The sequence below is a fragment of the Pseudoduganella sp. GW821-FHT05F09 genome (assembly GCF_059419605.1).
The window spans coordinates 391,318-408,289 of the sequence record NZ_JBWKSD010000005.1 but is presented as its reverse complement, the minus strand read 5'-3'; the positions used below and the strand labels follow the sequence as shown (position 1 = coordinate 408,289).

General features: G+C 64.9%; 13 protein-coding genes. 4 read left to right on the top strand and 9 right to left on the bottom strand.

Annotated elements, in window-relative coordinates; genetic code table 11:
- The first annotated feature begins 158 nt into the window (after window positions 1-158).
- A complete protein-coding gene (locus AC07S4_RS18710) occupies window positions 159-2,192 on the top strand; it encodes a M13 family metallopeptidase (RefSeq protein WP_494988082.1) in 2,034 nt (677 codons plus the stop codon).
- On the opposite strand, the gene AC07S4_RS18705 is transcribed toward AC07S4_RS18710, so the two are convergent.
- The gene (locus tag AC07S4_RS18705; RefSeq protein WP_494988081.1) at window positions 2,180-3,688 is read right to left on the bottom strand and encodes an FAD-dependent monooxygenase; all 1,509 of its coding nucleotides are present in this window, start codon (window positions 3,686-3,688) and stop codon (window positions 2,180-2,182) included. The two genes, AC07S4_RS18710 and AC07S4_RS18705, sit on opposite strands and share 13 nt — an antisense overlap.
- Before the next feature lie 257 nt (window positions 3,689-3,945).
- The gene (locus AC07S4_RS18700) at window positions 3,946-4,467 is read right to left on the bottom strand and encodes a Csu type fimbrial protein (RefSeq protein ID WP_494988080.1); all 522 of its coding nucleotides are present in this window, start codon (window positions 4,465-4,467) and stop codon (window positions 3,946-3,948) included.
- A gap of 64 nt (window positions 4,468-4,531) precedes the next feature.
- On the opposite strand from AC07S4_RS18700, the gene AC07S4_RS18695 reads away from it, so the two are divergent.
- The gene (locus AC07S4_RS18695) at window positions 4,532-4,903 is read left to right on the top strand and encodes a hypothetical protein (RefSeq protein ID WP_494988079.1); all 372 of its coding nucleotides are present in this window, start codon (window positions 4,532-4,534) and stop codon (window positions 4,901-4,903) included.
- 110 nt (window positions 4,904-5,013) lie between these two features.
- Window positions 5,014-5,289, top strand: a complete 276-nt coding sequence (locus AC07S4_RS18690; RefSeq protein ID WP_494988078.1) for a hypothetical protein — start codon at window positions 5,014-5,016, stop codon at window positions 5,287-5,289.
- A 13-nt stretch (window positions 5,290-5,302) separates the two neighbouring features.
- On the opposite strand, the gene AC07S4_RS18685 is transcribed toward AC07S4_RS18690, so the two are convergent.
- The 4 genes from AC07S4_RS18685 to AC07S4_RS18670 all read right to left on the bottom strand — a co-directional run bounded on the left by AC07S4_RS18685 (window position 5,303) and on the right by AC07S4_RS18670 (window position 10,202).
- Window positions 5,303-6,319 (bottom strand): Csu type fimbrial protein, encoded by a 1,017-nt coding sequence (locus tag AC07S4_RS18685; protein WP_494988077.1) that lies wholly within the window; start codon window positions 6,317-6,319, stop codon window positions 5,303-5,305.
- A gap of 8 nt (window positions 6,320-6,327) precedes the next feature.
- Window positions 6,328-8,640 carry a fimbria/pilus outer membrane usher protein gene (locus AC07S4_RS18680; protein WP_494988076.1) on the bottom strand — a complete coding sequence of 771 codons (2,313 nt, stop codon included), beginning with the start codon at window positions 8,638-8,640 and terminating at the stop codon, window positions 6,328-6,330.
- Window positions 8,641-9,366: a fimbrial biogenesis chaperone gene (locus AC07S4_RS18675; RefSeq protein ID WP_494988075.1), complete on the bottom strand. Its 726-nt coding sequence runs from the start codon at window positions 9,364-9,366 to the stop codon at window positions 8,641-8,643.
- A gap of 146 nt (window positions 9,367-9,512) precedes the next feature.
- On the bottom strand, window positions 9,513-10,202 hold the full coding sequence (locus tag AC07S4_RS18670; RefSeq protein WP_494988074.1) for a TetR/AcrR family transcriptional regulator: 690 nt from the start codon (window positions 10,200-10,202) through the stop codon (window positions 9,513-9,515).
- Between the two features lie 36 nt (window positions 10,203-10,238).
- On the opposite strand from AC07S4_RS18670, the gene AC07S4_RS18665 reads away from it, so the two are divergent.
- A complete protein-coding gene (locus AC07S4_RS18665; protein ID WP_494988073.1) occupies window positions 10,239-10,907 on the top strand; it encodes an O-methyltransferase in 669 nt (222 codons plus the stop codon).
- A 12-nt stretch (window positions 10,908-10,919) separates the two neighbouring features.
- Here AC07S4_RS18665 and AC07S4_RS18660 read toward each other — a convergent pair whose 3' ends face one another.
- From AC07S4_RS18660 to glmS, 3 genes are all read right to left on the bottom strand, one after another.
- Window positions 10,920-13,859: a TonB-dependent receptor domain-containing protein gene (locus AC07S4_RS18660; protein WP_494988072.1), complete on the bottom strand. Its 2,940-nt coding sequence runs from the start codon at window positions 13,857-13,859 to the stop codon at window positions 10,920-10,922.
- Window positions 13,860-14,058: 199 nt separating this feature from the next.
- A complete protein-coding gene (locus AC07S4_RS18655) occupies window positions 14,059-15,012 on the bottom strand; it encodes a CE1 family esterase (protein ID WP_494988071.1) in 954 nt (317 codons plus the stop codon).
- Window positions 15,013-15,014: 2 nt separating this feature from the next.
- The gene (glmS, locus tag AC07S4_RS18650; protein WP_494988070.1) at window positions 15,015-16,844 is read right to left on the bottom strand and encodes a glutamine--fructose-6-phosphate transaminase (isomerizing); all 1,830 of its coding nucleotides are present in this window, start codon (window positions 16,842-16,844) and stop codon (window positions 15,015-15,017) included.
- Window positions 16,845-16,972: the final 128 nt, after the last annotated feature.

Genomic DNA, 16,972 nt, shown 5'->3' with positions numbered 1-16,972 from the left:
CTGTCAACCGGCAACAAATAATCAACTTACCCTGCGTGGAGATTTACTATTGGTAACAAAATATGACGGCTAAGTAATTGTTTCCTGTCCGGTAAGGATTTGATAATGCTGGCATCGCTGCTGTCAGCGCTCCGCCTTCAAACCCGACAAGGACATGCATGAGTACCCGTCTTTCCCAGCTCGCCGTGGCTGCAGTTTCGCTCGCTGCAGCCACGTTCGCCCCCTTGGCCACCGCCTCCGGCCTGCCCGAATATGGAACCTTCGGGCTCGACCTTGATGCCCGAAACACCGTGGTCAAGGCTGGCGATGATTTCTGGTCCTACGCCAACGGCGGCTGGGCGCAGCGCACACCGATCGGCCCCAGCATGGACGCGGCCGGGGTGACGGTGCTGATGCACGAAAACGCAAGCAGCAATGTGCGCCGCATCGTGGAAGACATGGCGCGGCAGCCTGCCTACGGAAGCGCCGGCCAAAAGATCGGCAAGTTCTACCGGAGCTGGATGAACGAAGCGGCCATCGAGGCGCGCGGCGCGGCGGCGCTTCAGCCTTACCTGGCGCGCATCCAGTCCGCTGACAGCCACGCCGCCGTGCAGGCGTTGTTTGCCGAGGCCGGCTATGCCTCTCCGCTGGCGATAGAACCGGATGTCCACCCCGCCGATCCGCATCGCTATATTCTCAACATCGCGCAAGGCGAGCTCGCCCTCCCGCGCGACTATTACCTGAAGGAGGGCGACGAGTATGCCCGCGTGCGCAGCGCCTACCGCGCCTACGTGCGCCAGGTGCAGGAGCTGGCGGGCATAGGCGGCGCCGAGGCCAAGGCGGATGCCATCATCGCGCTGGAAACCGCGCTGGCCAAGGTCCAATGGTCGATGGCGGAGTCGCGCGATCAATCGAAAACCAGCAATATCGAAACCCGCGCCAGCCTGGAGGCCAAATACGCGGAATTCGACTGGACGACGCTGCTGGAAAGCTACGCCCTGCCGCCCGCCGCGGAGGTGCTGGTCGCGCAGGAGAGCGCCGTCAAGGAGAGCGGCCGCATCATGTCCGCCACGCCGGTGCAGGACTGGAAGGACTACCTGGCCTACCGCTTCATCAGCGACCATGCGGAAAGCCTGCCGGCATCCTTCGCCAACGCCCGGTTCGATCTCTACGGACGCACGCTCGCCGGCCTGCAGTCCCGGCCGGAGCGCTGGAAGCGCGGCGTCCAGCTGGTCAACAGCACTTTTGGCGAGGAAGTCGGCCGCATTTACGTGCAACGCCACTACCCGCAGGCCGCCAGCCGGCAGGTAAAGGAACTGGTGGAAGATGTGCGCGCCGCCTACCGCGACCGCATCACCGCCTCGGCCTGGATGGACGGCGCGACCAGGCAGAAGGCGCTGGCCAAGCTGTCAGCGCTGAAGGCGTTGATCGGCGGTCCGAACAGCTATCTGGAGCGTGAGGCGGCAACCATCGAGCAGGATGATTTGCTGGGCAACCTGGTGCGCGCCGGCGCAGCGGCAAAAAAGCGCGGCGCCGCGCACTTGCACAAGCCGGCCGATCCGGGCGAATGGCTGGTGACGCCGCAGACCATGAACGCCTACTACGACTACCACTCGAACGCCATCGTGTTCCCGGCGGCGATGCTGCAAGCGCCGTTCTTCGACCCGCGCGCCGACGCGGCCGTCAACTACGGCACCATAGGCGCGCTTATCGGCCATGAAATGGGCCACGGCTTCGACGACCAGGGGCGCCAGTACGGCGCGGACGGCAGCCGCGAAAACTGGTGGACGGAAGAGTCGGCGCAGGCCTTCCAGCGGCGGGCCGACGCGCTGACCGCGCAGTACGACCGCTACCAGCCCCTGCCCGGCACGCAGGTGAACGGCAAGCTCACGCTGGGCGAAAACATCGCCGACTTGAGCGGGGTCGAAGCGGCCTACGCGGCTTACCAGGCTTACCAGAAGCGACACGGCAAAGCGAAAGTGCTCGCGGGCCTGAGCGGCGAACAGCGCTTTTTCATGGCCTTTGCGCAGGGCCGGCGCGCCAAGGTCAACGATGCGGCGATGCGCCAGCTATTGGTGATCGATACGCATGCACCGCCGCTGTTCCGGGTCAACGGCACGCTGCGCAATGTGGATGCCTGGTACCGCGCCTTCAATGTCCAGCGCGGCGACGCCTACTATCTCGCTCCGGCGGAGCGCGTTCATATCTGGTGACCAAACCAGCGGCTTGCCGCCGCTGTTGCGCCTTCCTCGTCCAGGCCGGCCTCGCCCACCCAGGCGACGATGCCGTCCGGACGCACCAGCACGGCGCTCAGCCCCAGCTGCTCGCTGGCCTGGGCCGCCACGTAGGCAATGCGGCCGGCCCAGCGCCCGGCGAGCGCCTGCAGCGGCTTGCCGGGTGCGAAATCCAGCAGCAGTCCTTGGCCGTTGCTGAAGTGCTGGCCGCAGCGCGTGCCGTCGGCCAGCTCGAAGTCGGGCACGCTGCGGCCGACCAGGGGATGCTTGCCGCCCAGGTCGTAGGCGATGGAGACGCCCCACACACGCTCCGCGAAATAGGTGGCGCCGTCGGCCGTGTCGACGAGATCGCGGATGATGGCTTCGAGCGCGCGCGAACTGCGGCTGGGCCGCATCACCGCCACCTGCGCGCGCGACCAGTCCAGCACCTGCGCGCCCACCGGATGCCGTTCGGCCTCGTAGCTGTCGAGCAGCCCGTCCGGCGCGCGGCCTTGGATCGTGGCCGCAAGTTTCCAGCCGAGATTCATCGCGTCGCCCAGCCCGAGGTTCAGTCCCTGGCCGCCCAGCGGCGAGTGGATGTGCGCGGCATCGCCGGCGAGCAGCACGCGGCCCTTGCGGTAGGCGGTGGCCTGGCAGGCACGGTCCGTCCACGTCGTAGCCAGTTCCAGGCTGGCCACGGTCGCATCGGTGCCGGAGATGCGCCGCAGCACTTCCTGCACATGGGCCGGCGTGATGGACGCGGACCGATGGCAGGCGCCCCCGTCAAAGTCCACCATCGCAATGGTGCCGGGCTGCTGGTAGGTGTACATGCCCGCCGCCGTGTAGTGGCGGCCCACGGCGAGCTGGGCCGGATCTTCCAGCACAACTTGAACCGAATAGCCGGTGAACTCCGGCTCCGTGCCCGCGAATTCAAACCCGGCAGCCTTGCGCACCGTGCTGCGGCCGCCATCGCAGCCCACCAGCCAGCGCCCGCGCAGGGACTCGCCGCCCGCGCAGACGGTCACCATGTCGTCCGACTGCTCGATACTGTCCACGCCCAGGCCGCGCCTGATCTCCACGCCCATTGCCAGGGCGCGTTCGGCAAGGACGGATTCGACCTGCTGCATGGTGGTCGCCAGGCTGGCGGGAGCGGGGCCTGCGATACGGTAGGGCCATTTCGCCGTGTCGATTTTGTCGTGAAAGAACTGGATGCCGGCGAAGTGGCCGCCGGGGCGCCGGGCCTGCTGCTGCCAATGGGCGGCAGCGCCCTGCGGCGGCGTCAATGCGGCGAGCAGGCCACGGCGGTAAAAAGCTTCGATGGTGGGCGCGGAAAGGCCGCGCATGCCGAAGGGCAGCGCTTTCAGGGGCGAATCCGGGTGCGCGGATTTTTCGAGGACCAGCACGGAAACGCCGGCGCTGCGCAGCTCGCAGGCGAGAAACAGCCCGACCGGGCCGGCTCCGGCAATGACTACATCGTGGATCAAGGGATTTGACATGAACTACTCCTCCAAAGCCGTTCGACCGGAGCAGTTCATCGGGATGAGAACCACACGGACGAACTCAGGGCGCGCGAATGGCGCCAGTTGTTCGTCGAGGGGACGCATGCATAAAGCAAGGACAGAGCTTCCGTTTCCGAAAGGACTTGGGCTTACCAAACCAAGTCTGCCTTTTCCGACATGGCGAATATACCCGCTGGGCATTCGGCTGACAAGGACGCGCTGTCCCCGAACGCCGCAGCGTTTCCGCAGCGGTTTTAAAAATACACGGTGGCGGTGATGGTCGATTTATAGGTGTCCGGCATCGGCGTGGTTTGCGCCGGGATCTGGCCGTAGACCGTCAGCGTTTGCATGGTGCCGTTGCCCACGCCGGCCAGGGTGTCGGTGCCCTGGGTGTTGCCCCACAAGGTGGCGCCGGCGGTCTGGAACAGGTTGAACTGCACGGTGGCGGTGTTGCCGCCGGTGCCGCTCATGTAGCGCGTGGTGCCGGAGGAGCCGGTGCCGTTGCCAGCGTTCAGGCCCACGTTGTAGGGCGTGGTATTGCTGCAGGTGACGGAAAGATTGGTGTTGACGTTGACTGCCGACGTCAGCACGCCCTGGGATTGACCAAAGTCCAGGTTGCTCGACGAGATGATGCAGTTGGCGATGATTTTCACCGACACGTCAAAGTTCGAAGTATTGGTGCCGTTCGAGTAGGTGGCGGCGCTGGCGCCGGTGGACAGCAGGTTCAGGGACAGAATAGCTGCGGCCGCAACGCCGCTGGATTTAACACGCAACATAAAAACCTCCGAAAGTCGGGCTTTTTGCCCAGGCAAGGGGGTGTCACGGTTTTAACGGCGGCATTTGGGCGCGCAAACCTACAACAGATCAGAGGCTGTTCGCCAAGGTGGGGCCGTTTGTTTAGGGGCCTGCCTGTGGGTGGCGAATCAGCCAGCATTTACAGCGGCCGGTGCTGGTCTGGACCGGCGATGTGAGAACTATAGCTTGCTCAAAAAAATCATGCTTTTGAGAAACGAGAAAACGCTTTTGCTGGACGCGAATTACACGCAAATACAACACCCATTTTTCTCCGATGCGCGCAAGATTTTCAAGAAGACATTGAACCAAAAAAATATTCGACGGCGCGCGGTGAGATTTGGTGAGAATTGCCGAAAATCAGCGTATAGTGACATTTGGAGAGAATTCCGTGCGGCAACTTCCGGAATTTTTTGCTAAACTAGTGACGTGAAGAAATAATCCCGGACTTCGATTTTTCGCTCTACCTTTGAGCGGCCAGGCAACAAGGCCACGCTCCATGCAGTCGGTAGAATAGGCAAAGGCGCACCATGAAAACCCTGCTCATCCCCGCATTGCTGTTCAGCGCAGCACTGATAGCCCAGCCGGCTTTGGCCGCCGGCAAAACCGCAACCATGCAAGCCACGTTCACCGTCGTTGAATCGTGCGCGGTGGACAGCGGCGCCAAACAGCCCATCGTGCGCTGCCAGTTCGCCTCCCCTTCCAGCGTTGACGCGCAGTCCGCCCCGGTGGCCGCCGCAGCCCAGGCGCCGCAGCAGGGCGCGGCCGACGCCAGCCAGGCCAAGGTCTGGGTCGTTACTTTCTAAGCTCTCATCCACATCAAAAATACACCGTCGCCGTGACGGTGTCGCTATAGTCCCCCGGCGCCGGCGTCGCTTGCGCGGGCAGCATGCCATACACCGTGATGCCCACCGTCGATCCGGTTCCCGTTCCCGTATAAGCCGACGTTCCCGCCGTGCCGTCTCCCCAGAGTGCGCCGTCCAGCGACGCGGACAGCCGATAGCTCAATCGGTCCGTTCCTCCTCCCGCCGGCTTCATTTTCCGCGCCGCCACGCTGCCCGCAACCGAGCCGCCATTGAGCGTGATGCGGTAGGCGTTGTTGTTGACGCAGCGGACCGACAGCGTGCCGGTGGCGCGTATCGGACTGGCCAGTAGATTGCTGGGGCCGAAATTGACGGGATTGGCGCTGATGGTGCAGTCGTTGATGGCCGTGGCCTGCACCTGGAAGCTGAAGCTGGCGCTGCTGCCCGATGTGCAGCTCGGCTGGAACAAGTTGAAATAGGCAAACGAGATGGTGGCCGCCCCGGCGAAGCTGGAGCTGTACAGGGTGTTGCCGTTGCCGGCAGTAGGCACCGCCGCCAGGCTGGCGCCGGCAGGGATCTTGCCGTACACCGTGAACGGCTGGGAAAAGCTGCCGCCGGTGATCAGATTGGGCGACGTCAGCACCATGGTGAGCGGGGTGGTGGCGCCCGTCACGCCCGGCCCGCCCCAGATCGCGGCGGCGGCATAGGTGCCGTCGCGGTAAAGGTTGTAGTCCATGCGCGTGCTGCCGTTGCCCAAGGTGCGCGGGACGGCCGCGGTGGAATTGCTGCCGATGCCGATATTGATGCACACCACGGCTTTGGGCAGCAGCAGGATGTAGGGCGGCGTGGGCGTGAGCAGCGCCCAAGTGCAGGTGACGCTGCCGGTGGCCGTGGCGGTGATGTCGCTGCTGGTGATGGGGTTGACGTTACCGAAGTCCAGCGTATTGAGGGTGGCGCTGCACACGTCGGCGCGCGCGGCGCCGGCGCAGAACAGCAGCGCCAGCAGCGCCAGCAAGGCCGGCAAGCGCTTCATGGTCCGCCTCATGGCCTGCCTCCAGCGCGCAGGCAGGCCACCGGGCCGATGACGGGCAAGGCGGGCGTATCGCCAGCCTGGTAGCGGAAGCGCGCCCGGCACACGGCGCTACCTTCGCCGGCTTCCAGCTGGTTGTCTTCGAGCAGGCCGTCGATGAAGGCGACGCCGTCATAGCCGACGATGGTGGCGGCGCCACTTTCGAGGTGGCGCACCGGCGTGCCCGGCGGCAGGGGCTGGCCTTGCGCGTCGTGCAGCAGCACGCTGGCGGCGCGGTAGCGCTGCACCGGAAAGGAGGCCAGCGTGCCGGACAGGCGGCGCGGCACCACGGTGGCCTGGGTGCTGTCCACCCGCGCGTCCACCGGCAGCGCGCTGGTGTCGATCGACACCCGGTTGCCGCTGTAGGGATTCAGATTGGGGATCAGCATATAGCCGGCCGCGTTGGTGGCGCCGATAAGGCGGTTCTCGTGCAGCACCGGCACATTGCCCACGCCGCCGGTCGACACCAGCGCGAAGCCGCCGCCCACGTTGCGCGCGGCCGCCACCGCGCCGCCCATGGTGACCACCGAGCCGGACGCCTCCACCGTGGCGCTGCTGGATGCGCCTATGGTCTGCGCCTGCGCGGTGATCTGGCCATAGCGGCCCAGGTAGGAGGCCTGCGCCTGCCGGAACGGCGTGTCGCCGGTACCGCCGTGCTGCAAGGCCCAGCCCACGCCGCCGTCCAGGTCGGGCGAGCGGGTGAGGTTCTGGTTGCGCTGGCTGATGCCGTTCTGGCGCCCGCTCATGGCGCCGCCCGCGTAGCGGTCGCCAAAACTCGTGGACAGGCCGAAGAACAAGCCCCGGTTGGCGCGGTTCTTGTGGTCCTGGTAGGCGGAAATGCTGAAGAAGATGCGCCGGAACAGGGTGGCGGCGTAGGACAACGACGTGATGCGGGCCGGTTCGGCGGGCGCGGCGCGGTAGGACACCAGTGACAGGCTGAGGCTTTGCTCGCCCGGCAGCGCCAGGTTGAACGACAGGCGGTTGGATGCGCGCGGCACCGGGCTGCCGTCGCGCGCGGCAAGGTCGGCGTAGCCGCGCGTGGCGTGCTGGCTCTGGGCGTCGACGCTGAAGCGGCGGCTCACGTACTGGTAGCCCAGGCCGCCCTGGAAGCCGCTGTTCTTGCCCGTGCTGGCCGCCAGGCTGGCATTGAGCACACCCGCCTGGCCCAAGGCCGCCAGGGCACCGCCGCCGGCGTTGAGCAGGCCGGCGGCCGCCTCGCCATGCGCTTCCAGCGTGAGGCGGTCGCTCCAGCCGTAGCGGCCGGATGCGCTGGCCACCGGCGCGGCCCGGTAGCCGAAAGAGGTTTGCGCGTAGCCGCGCCGCACGAATCCGGTCTCCACCGAATATTCCGACAAGCCTGCCGCCAGCATGCGGGTGTCCACATACATCGGCAGGGCGGTGGTGACGGTGCGGCCGAACGCGTCCTGCGTGACGATGGTGGCTTCGCCCGCGCCGCTGATGCCGGCCACCTGGTTGAGCACGAACGGCCCGCTGGGCACGCTGGCCGCATATTGCTGCACGCCGTTCACGTACAGGCTGAGCGCGGACGGTACCACCGCCGAGCCGCGCATCGACGCCACCGGGAAGGTGAGCAAGTCGGGCCGTAGCGCGAAGCTCTTGCTCCATTGCACGCCACCGAGGCGCAGCGAGCGGTTCCAGCTGAGCGAGGACGAGATCATGTCGCCCACCTGGAAGGAGCGCAGCGTGTCCGGATCGGATTCGTTCCAGTAGGTTTCATAGCGCAGATAGTGCTTGTCCAGCGCGGACAGGGTGAGCAGGCCGGTGCTGGTGAGCACGCCGCGCTGGTTGAAATAGCGCAGCTCGTTGGCCACCAGCGCCGAGCGCTGCGGACGCACTTGCAGGTAGGCGTTGTAGTTGAGCACCGCGCCGGGTACGGTGGGCGTCGGCGCCATGCGTTCGGGCCGGCGGGCCTGCAGCTGGAAGGGCGTGCGCAGCGCGTCGTCCAGCACCAGGGCCACAGTCTGGCGGCCCGCATCATAGTTGTAGCGCAGGCCGCGCACCTCGTCCAGGTCGATCTCGCCCTGGCCACCAAGGCCGAAGGCGGCCGGGTCCAGGCCCAGCTCGCGCAGGCTGTCCACGCCCACGCGCAGGCCGCGCTTGCCTTGCGTAAAGCGCACCACTTGTCCGCTCGGCTCACCGTTCACGCTGACCTCCAAAAAGAGTTCCTGGACAACGGGTGCGGCCGGCACGGCGCTCTGGGCGGCAGCGCCCGAGGCCGTCGCCAGCAGCAGGGCCATGCAGCAGACCGCCGCGCCGGCCCCCATTCATTCCGCGTCGCCGGACTTGCTCTGGGCGACAGTAGGTTTTGCATTGATGTGGGCCTTGATGGTGATTTGCCCGCCCAGTTCGGCACTCTTTTCCACCGGCAAACGCCACACGCGGCTGCGGCCGGCCAGCACATAGCCGAACAGGCCTTTGCTGATTTCATACTCCTTGCCGGCCTGGTTGGCGAATTGCATGGCGCCGATCTGCGCGTGCAGCAGGCCGCTGTTGCGCACGGCCAGGTGCCACTCGCCGTCCTTGCGGAACAGGCGCCAGGTCAGGGACTCGGCCCGCGCTTCGCCGGCGGGCAGCACGAACAGCGGCACCGAATAGCGCAGGCGGAAGTCCACGCCGGAGTTGGGCGAGTCGCCCTCCTTGGCGATTTCGTCAATGAGGATGCGATAGGTGGACTCGCCGGGCTTGGGCGGACCGACCCGCACCAGGCGGATCAGCTGGGTGGAGTTGGGACCGACCTGGACGATGGGAGGGCTGGCCACCACCTGCTGCGTCGGCGTGAGCACGTCCTCGGTATCGGACTGGTCCCATTCATAGACGCGGACCTGGCCGAACACCGGCGCCTCGCCCAGGTTCTGCAGCTGGATGCTGGTTGCGCTCTGTTCCCCGCGCAAATGGATGGTGACAGGAGAGATCTGCAGATTGGCGGCACCGGCGTGCATGGTGAGCGCGGCGATGGCTGCTGCAGTGAAACGGAGGCGGGTGGCAAGCAATGCTAAACCTCCAGATTCCAGGTGAGGACAGGCGGATTGACCGGGCTAAGCTGCAATAAATTATAACGAGCGAAAAAATCAGCTGCTTTTGAGCAAGGAGAATTGGCTTTTGCTGGGAGTGAAAAGCAACAGTATTCTTTGCTTTTCTATGCCGTGCCGGAGTCGCCGGCGAGCTTGGCCACGTAGGCGCACAGCATGTCGGCCAGCGCATCGGCATACGCCGTGATCTCCGCGTCCGCGCGCGGCGCGGCTGAGAACTGCTGTCCAACCGCGCTGAGGGTCGTCATCACCAGCTCCCCCGCCGTGGCGCGCACGGTGCCGCTGGCGTGGGGCAGGAGCTCTTGAATAAAGGCCTGGAACATGCGCGTGCCGGCGGCTTTGGCCTCCGCGGCTTCCGGCGCGTCCCGGTAAAACGGCGCGGCATCATTGAGTGCCGTGCGGACCTCGGCTTCTTCGCACTCCGAGCGCACGAAGGCCAGCACCAGCATGCGCAGCCTGTCCAGCGGCGGCTGGCGGACATCCTGCAGGATGGTGGCCAGCATGGCCGACGTTTGCTCCCATTCGTCGCTTTGCAGGCGGAACAGGATGGACGCCTTGTTCGGGAAGTACTGGTACACCGATCCCACGCTCACGCCGGCGCGCTCGGCCACGCGGGTGGTGGTGAAGCGGTGCGCGCCTTCCTTCGCCAAAACCTGAATAGCCGCTTCCAGTATCGCTGAAACGAGGCCGCTGGAACGCGCCTGTTTTGGCTGTCTGCGCGAGGAGATGCGGGGGCTGCGGCGGTCGGTCATGGCGGGCGCGGGGAACGCGAATATGAAATGTGAAGGATTCTTCATATTATTACCGCTCTTACTTGAGAAAGGAATCCCCCCATGAGCACCCTGACCACAGCCCCTGTCGCGCCCCTGCTGGAGCGCCTGTTCGACGAGACCGGCAATGCCGGCATACCGGCGCTGCAGGCTTTCGCCACGCTGTCTCTGGCGGAGCGCACCAGCATGATGAGCAGCAAAACCGGCTACCGCGAGCTGTACGCGCAGCTGAAGGATGCCGCGCTGCCGGTGTCGCGCCAGACCGGCACGCTGCTCTACATGCTGGCGCGCAGCGCGCAAGCCGGCGTGATTGTCGAGTTCGGCACCTCGTTCGGCATTTCGACGCTGCACCTGGCCGCAGCGCTGCGCGACAACGGCGGCGGCCGGCTGATCACCACCGAATTCGAGCCGTCCAAGGCGCAGCGCGCGCGCCAGAACCTGTCGGCCGGCGGCCTGCTTGATTTAGTGGAAATCCGCGAAGGCGACGCGCTGGAAACGCTGCGCAGCGGCCTGCCCGAGCGGATCGACCTGCTGCTGCTGGACGGCGCCAAGGCGCTCTACGCCGATGTGCTGCGCCTGGTGGAACCCAGGCTCCGGCCCGGCGCCTTCATCGTCGCCGACAACGCCGGCTACTGCCCCGAATACATGGCGCTGGTGCGCGCGCCGGGCAGCGGCTACCTGTCGCTGCCGTTCGACGGCGACGTGGAGCTGTCAATGAAGTGCTGCCCATAGGCGACTGCTCCATCAAAACTTCTGGTTGAATTCAACGTAGAAATAGCGGTCAGGCATGCCGAAGTTGAGCGGATAGCTGCGGTTGGAGTTGATCGCCAGTGGGGGCACCTTGTTGAATACGTTGTTGATGCCGACCTTGATGCGGCTCTTACCCCAAGGCAGGTAGGCGAAGCTGAGGTCGTGCAGCGTATATCCGGGTATGCGGTTGGCGCTGCCGCCGCCCAGGAACTGCAGGTATTTGGCGGTGGCGGGATTGCTTGGATCGCTCTGGGACTGCAGCGGGCCCAGGTCGTTACACAGGCCGACCGCTGCCGTGCCGGTCAGGATGCAGTTTTCCGTCTGAGGCGAGAAATAGCGGGCGCCCCAGCGCGCGCTCAGTTTGCCCAGGCTCCAGTCCAGGCTGAAATTCGAACGCAAGCGGTAATGCGATCCGCTGGAAGTGGTGGCGGTAGTAAACACGCCGACCTTGTCGACAGGCGCGGAAGGCGTATCGATGACTTTGGTCAGGAAGGCGTTGTTGAGTTCAAAGGCGAATTTGCCATAGCTGGTGGACTTGGGACGGTAGCGCAGGTTGACGTCCACCCCCGAGAAGCGTTCGCCGCCTGGTCCGTTCATCGCGCTAATGCGAATATTGCTCACTGCACCGCTGGCGCCGCGCACCAGCCAGCCGTCCGGACACAGGCCGGGATTGCCGGGATCGGACAGGCAGTTGAGCACCATCTGGTTCGCATTCGGCTTCAGGATACTGTCGTGGAACAGCACGTCCCAATAGTCGACTGTCAGGTCCAGGCCGGGAGCGTAATGCGGGCTGTACACGAAGCCGGCCGTGCGGAAGATGTCGCGCTCCGGGCCAAGCTGTTGATTGCCGGTGCTTAATTGGGTGGCCTGTGCCGGCAGGGCGGTGCGGGTGTCGTAGCCGCCGGCAGGCACGCCGGCTGCACGGCATTGCGTCTGCTGCTCCGGCGTCAGCTGCGCGTAGCGGTTGCTGGCAATGGTGCCGTTCGAGTTGGTGGTGTACGAACACGGGTCCGATACCGTGACGGCCGAGGTCTGGGTGTTCTGGATGATGCCCGACAGGTCCAGGCGATAGCCGGTGCTGAAGCTGGCGCGCAGCGCGAGGTCATCGGCCACGCGCCATTTCAGGCCAAATTTCTTGTTGTTGACGCTGGCGCCGCTGTCGTAGCTGGAGTGGCGGAATGCCAGGCTCAGGTCCAGCATCTTCATGAGTGGCAGGTTCTTCAGCATCGGCACATAGAATTCGGCATAGACATCCTTGGAACCATAGCCGCCGCCCGTATTGCCGCGCGTGCCGGCCAGGACATCGCCATTGGCATACCCAACGCCATTTCCGGTGTTGCCGTACACGATATGGCGTTCGAAACCGCTTGCAAAGCCTACCGATCCGGCCGGCAGCTTGAACAGTTCCGGAGAGCTGATCTGCGCGAAGTAGTCGTGGTCCCAGAAGTTATTGAACCAGCTCGCTTCGTCGGGGCTGAGACGGATGTAGTTGATCATCTCCGGGGTCAGGGTGCCTGCGCCGAGCAGGTTGACCGGCACGCAGCCGGCGATGGTATTGCCGGGCGTGCCGCAGACGATATTGCCACTGGCATCCTTGAACGATGGGCCAAGAGCGGCGGTCAGGCGGCTGACGCTGATTTCGTTATTGCGATGGGCGAGCTGATGGGTTGAGCCGTACTCCATGCCGGCCTCCCAGTCGAAGCTGCGGCCCGCGATCTTGAAGTCCCCGGACAGCACAGGCGAAATGGCGCGCGTCTTGGTGTTGGCGACGCGCTGTTCCGGCCCCAGTTCCGTCGCCGCACGCTGAACGCGTCCGATTGCCACGCCAAACGGGTTGTAGTAGCTGTTCTTGGCGATGAAGATATTGGCGCCGTTGGCCAAGCCGCCCGGGCCGAGGTTGAAGTCGACCGGCGGGGTGTCGGCGGTCGAGTCCACATCCATGATTTGCGCGGTCACGCGGAGCTTCATGTGATCGCTAAAACGGTAGGTCATGTCGCCAACCAGCGACTTCTGGGTCAGCGGGGTGATCAGACTGTTGTAGACCTGGCTGTTATAGCTGTCGCTGGGACGGTTGTAAATACGGTACTGGTTGCCCGCCGCACCCAGGGCTGGATTGTAGGGTGTAGTGTAGGTGATGAAATTATTCTTGTTGCCGCTAGGGTCGGCGAGCGTGCCGGCGGCACAGCCGCCCGACGCCAGCAACGCGCCCTTGCACAGCTGGAAGCGGCCGGCCGGCGTGTTGTCGGTGTAGTTCTGGGAGCCGGAGCCGAATGGGGAACGCTCCCTGGTACGGGGGTAATCGCTGTTGTGGATGCCGTCGCCTTTGTTGATCTGGAGCGAAAGCAGGCCGGAGTAGTTTTCGCCGGAGGTGCCGGCGGTCAACTCGAACTTTCTCTGGCCGCCGCCGCCGCGCTGGTTGGTGCCGTAATAGGCGCGGGCGTCAACACCGTCGTAGTGGTCTTTCAGGATGATATTGATCAGGCCAACCATCGCATCGCCGCCGTACAGCACCGAGCCGCCATCTTTCAGCACGTCTATGCGTTCGACCGATGCCAGCGGAATCGAACTCAGGTCCACAGTGCCGTTCAGGTCGGAACTGCCGACCCATCGATGGCCGTTGACCAGCACCAGGGTGCGGCCGAAGCCGATGCCGCGCAGGTTGGCAAAGGAGTTCTGGTCAGCATTCGACGTGCGGTTCCTTGCGTCGCCCGAGATCGCCATCATCTGCAGCACTTCATCCAGTCCGGTGACGCCGGTGGCGTCGATTTGCGCGCGTGAAATCGTCTGGATAGGCACCGAGGATTCCATGTCGACACCCTTGATCTTGGATCCGGTGATTTCGATGCGGTCGACTTTGGGAGCTGCATTTTGCGCGAACGCGGATGCGCCGTAGAGAGCCGCGATAACGGCGATGGTGACTGGTTTGGCGTGCAACTTGGCTCGACGTCGGATTTGGCTCTTCACTACGATCTCCATTGGTGAAAGTATGAGATAACGTTATCATTTAATTTCCATGATTTGCTCTCGTCTTTCGATTTTTTTTCGTGCTGCCGCAAGCGAAAGTGGAGATTCGCTGGGTTTTCAATGCCGGATTGAGGATATCGTTACCATGCAGGACGGGCAGGTAATCCTTTCAAAGCACGGTGCGCTTGTCCTTGAAGAAGGCCCAAGCCTCCTCGGCGGCCTCGATGTCGCCGTTCTGGGCGCCGGGGAAGCGGGAGAACAGGCCCGGGTAGCGCTTCACCATGCTGGGCTCGGCGTGGCCGCCGCCGTCTATTTTCAGCAGGCACACTTGCAGCGCGGCGCGGTCGCTTCCCCAGGTGTAGCGGGTGACGCGCGTGGCGGCGCCCGGATGCCGCTGCGGGATGGCGGCGACCATGGGTTCGCCATCCAGTCCGGCCAGCCCGCGCCAGACGGCGACGGATTCTTCCACGCTGGTCATCGGCGCGGCGAGCGGGGAAAAGATGGGGAACTGGTAGAGGAATTTACGCCCGGTGTAGGGGATGAAGGGATCTGCCGTGCCCGCCATGAACAGCACCGGCAGTGGCGTGCGCGGCGGGCCGCAATTGCTGTCGACGGGCATGGCGGCCAGCGCCACCGAGAAGGCCGCCAGCCGCGGCGCCATCTCGGTCGCTGCGCGGTAGGCCATCATGCCGCCCTTGGAGACGCCCATGAGGTAGACGCGCGCCGGATCGACATCGTCCTCGGCGATGGCGCGGTCGATCGCGGCGCCGATCAAGCCGGTATCGTCGGTTTCAGGATTGGCGGTCACGCCGGCGTAGCTGTCGTTCCAGGCGCGTTCGCCACGGCGCTTGCTGCCGTCCAGCGCAATGACCACCAGATGCTCGCGCTCCGCGATTTCCAGCCACAGCGACAAGGGCGAGGGGGGAAACTTCAAGCCGAGCAGTTGCGCGGCCGAGGAACCGGCGCCGTGCAGCAGGATGACCAGCGGCCGCTTGCCCGCAGCGGCGCCGCCAGGCAGCGCCTTCAGGTAATGCCGCGCGCCCTCGGGGCGCTGCAGCGTAGCGGCCTCGATGCGCGCCTTGGGGGCCGTGCTGGTATCGCTGCCCAGGAAGAAGTCCCGCACTCTTACTCGACCGTCACCGACTTGGCCAGGTTGCGCGGCTTGTCCACGTCGGTGCCGCGCGCCAGGGCGGAGTGGTAGGCCAGCAGCTGCAGCGAGACCACGTGCAGGATGGGCGACAGCTGGCCGTAGTGCTCGGGCATGCGGATCACATGCACGCCGTCGCCGGAGGTGATGCGCGAGTCCACGTCGGCGAACACGAACAGCTGGCCGCCGCGCGCGCGCACTTCCTGCATGTTCGATTTCAGCTTTTCAATCAGCGCGTCGTTCGGCGCGATGGTGACCACCGGCATTTCCTCGGTCACCAGCGCCAGCGGACCGTGCTTCAGCTCGCCCGCCGGATAAGCCTCGGCGTGGATGTAGGAAATCTCCTTGAGCTTGAGCGCGCCTTCCAGCGCGATCGGGTAGTGCAGGCCACGGCCCAGGAACAGGGCGTTTTCCTTGCGCGCAAATTCGTCGGCCCAGGCAATGATCTGGGGCTCCAGCGCCAGCACCGAGGTGATGGCCGACGGCAGGTGGCGCATGGCTTTCAGGTGCGCGGTTTCTTCTTCCTCGGTCAGGCGGCCGTTCACTTGCGCCAAGGTCAGCGTGAGCAGGAACAGGGCGGCCAGTTGGGTGGTGAAGGCCTTGGTCGAGGCCACGCCCACTTCCACGCCGGCGCGGGTGATGTAGGCCAGTTTGCATTCGCGCACCATGGCGCTGGTGGCCACGTTGCAGATGGTGAGCGTGTGCTCCATGCCCAGCGAACGCGCGTGCTTGAGCGCTGCCAGGGTGTCGGCGGTTTCGCCGGACTGGGAGATGGTGACGACCAGGGTGCGCGGGTCGGGCACGGAGTCGCGGTAGCGGTATTCGCTGGCGATTTCCACGTTGACCGGCACCTTGGCGATGGATTCGATCCAGTACTTGGCGGTGGAGCCGGCGTAGTAGCTGGTGCCGCAGGCCAGTATCAGCACGCGGTCGATTTCCTTGAACACTTTGTAGGCGCCGTCGCCGAACAGCTCGGGCATGACGCCGGTGATGCCTTCCAGCGTGTCGCCGATCACGCGCGGCTGCTCGAAGATTTCCTTCTGCATGTAGTGGCGGTACGGTCCCAGCTCGGCCGCGCCGGTGTGGGCGTGCACGGTTTTCACTTCGCGCTCGACCGGCTTGCCGTTCACGTCCACGATCCACACTTTGCCCAGCTGCAGGTCGACCACGTCGCCTTCTTCCAGGTAGATGATCTGGTCGCTGGTGCCGGCCAGCGCCATGGCGTCGGAGGCGACGAAGTTTTCGCCCTGGCCGACGCCGACGATGAGCGGCGAGCCCTGGCGCGCGGCCACCACGCGGTGCGGTTCCTCGCGCGCGAACACGGCGATGGCGTAGGCGCCGTGCAGGCGCTTGACGGCTTGCTGCACGGTGTCGAACAGGTCGCCGTTGTACATGTGGTCGACCAAGTGGGCGATCACTTCGGTGTCGGTCTGGCTCTGGAACACATAGCCCAGCGCGGTCAGTTCGGCGCGCAGCTCGTCGTGGTTTTCGATGATGCCGTTGTGCACCAGGGCGATGCGGGCGTTGTCGGAACTGGGCGAGAAGTGCGGGTGGGCGTTGTGCGAGGCGGGCGCGCCGTGCGTGGCCCAGCGGGTGTGGGCGATGCCGGTGAAGCCCTTGAGGCCGGTTTCGTCCACCTGCTTTTCCAGGTCGGCCACGCGCGAGGTGCTGCGCGAGCGCTGCAGGGCGCCATCCACGTGCAGGGCGACGCCGCAGGAGTCGTAGCCGCGGTATTCCAGGCGCTTCAGGCCTTCGAGCAGGATGGGGGTGATATTACGCTGCGCTACCGCGCCGACGATGCCGCACATAAAAACCTCTGTATGAATAGTTAATGAATCCATACTAGAGCAGCGGTGTTGAAATAAGCTTTCTAAATTCAACCGTGCATGAAATATTCTTTCATCGGTGTATGATGATGAAATTAAATTTCAATATT

Coding starts and splice junctions, on each gene's coding strand:
- AC07S4_RS18710 (WP_494988082.1), top strand. CDS start 159: ATGAGTACCCGTCTTTCCCAGCTCGCCGTGGCTGCAGTTTCGCTCGCT.
- AC07S4_RS18705 (WP_494988081.1), bottom strand. CDS start 3,688: ATGTCAAATCCCTTGATCCACGATGTAGTCATTGCCGGAGCCGGCCCG.
- AC07S4_RS18700 (WP_494988080.1), bottom strand. CDS start 4,467: ATGTTGCGTGTTAAATCCAGCGGCGTTGCGGCCGCAGCTATTCTGTCC.
- AC07S4_RS18690 (WP_494988078.1), top strand. CDS start 5,014: ATGAAAACCCTGCTCATCCCCGCATTGCTGTTCAGCGCAGCACTGATA.
- AC07S4_RS18685 (WP_494988077.1), bottom strand. CDS start 6,319: ATGAAGCGCTTGCCGGCCTTGCTGGCGCTGCTGGCGCTGCTGTTCTGC.
- AC07S4_RS18680 (WP_494988076.1), bottom strand. CDS start 8,640: ATGGGGGCCGGCGCGGCGGTCTGCTGCATGGCCCTGCTGCTGGCGACG.
- AC07S4_RS18670 (WP_494988074.1), bottom strand. CDS start 10,202: ATGAAGAATCCTTCACATTTCATATTCGCGTTCCCCGCGCCCGCCATG.
- AC07S4_RS18665 (WP_494988073.1), top strand. CDS start 10,239: ATGAGCACCCTGACCACAGCCCCTGTCGCGCCCCTGCTGGAGCGCCTG.
- glmS (WP_494988070.1), bottom strand. CDS start 16,844: ATGTGCGGCATCGTCGGCGCGGTAGCGCAGCGTAATATCACCCCCATC.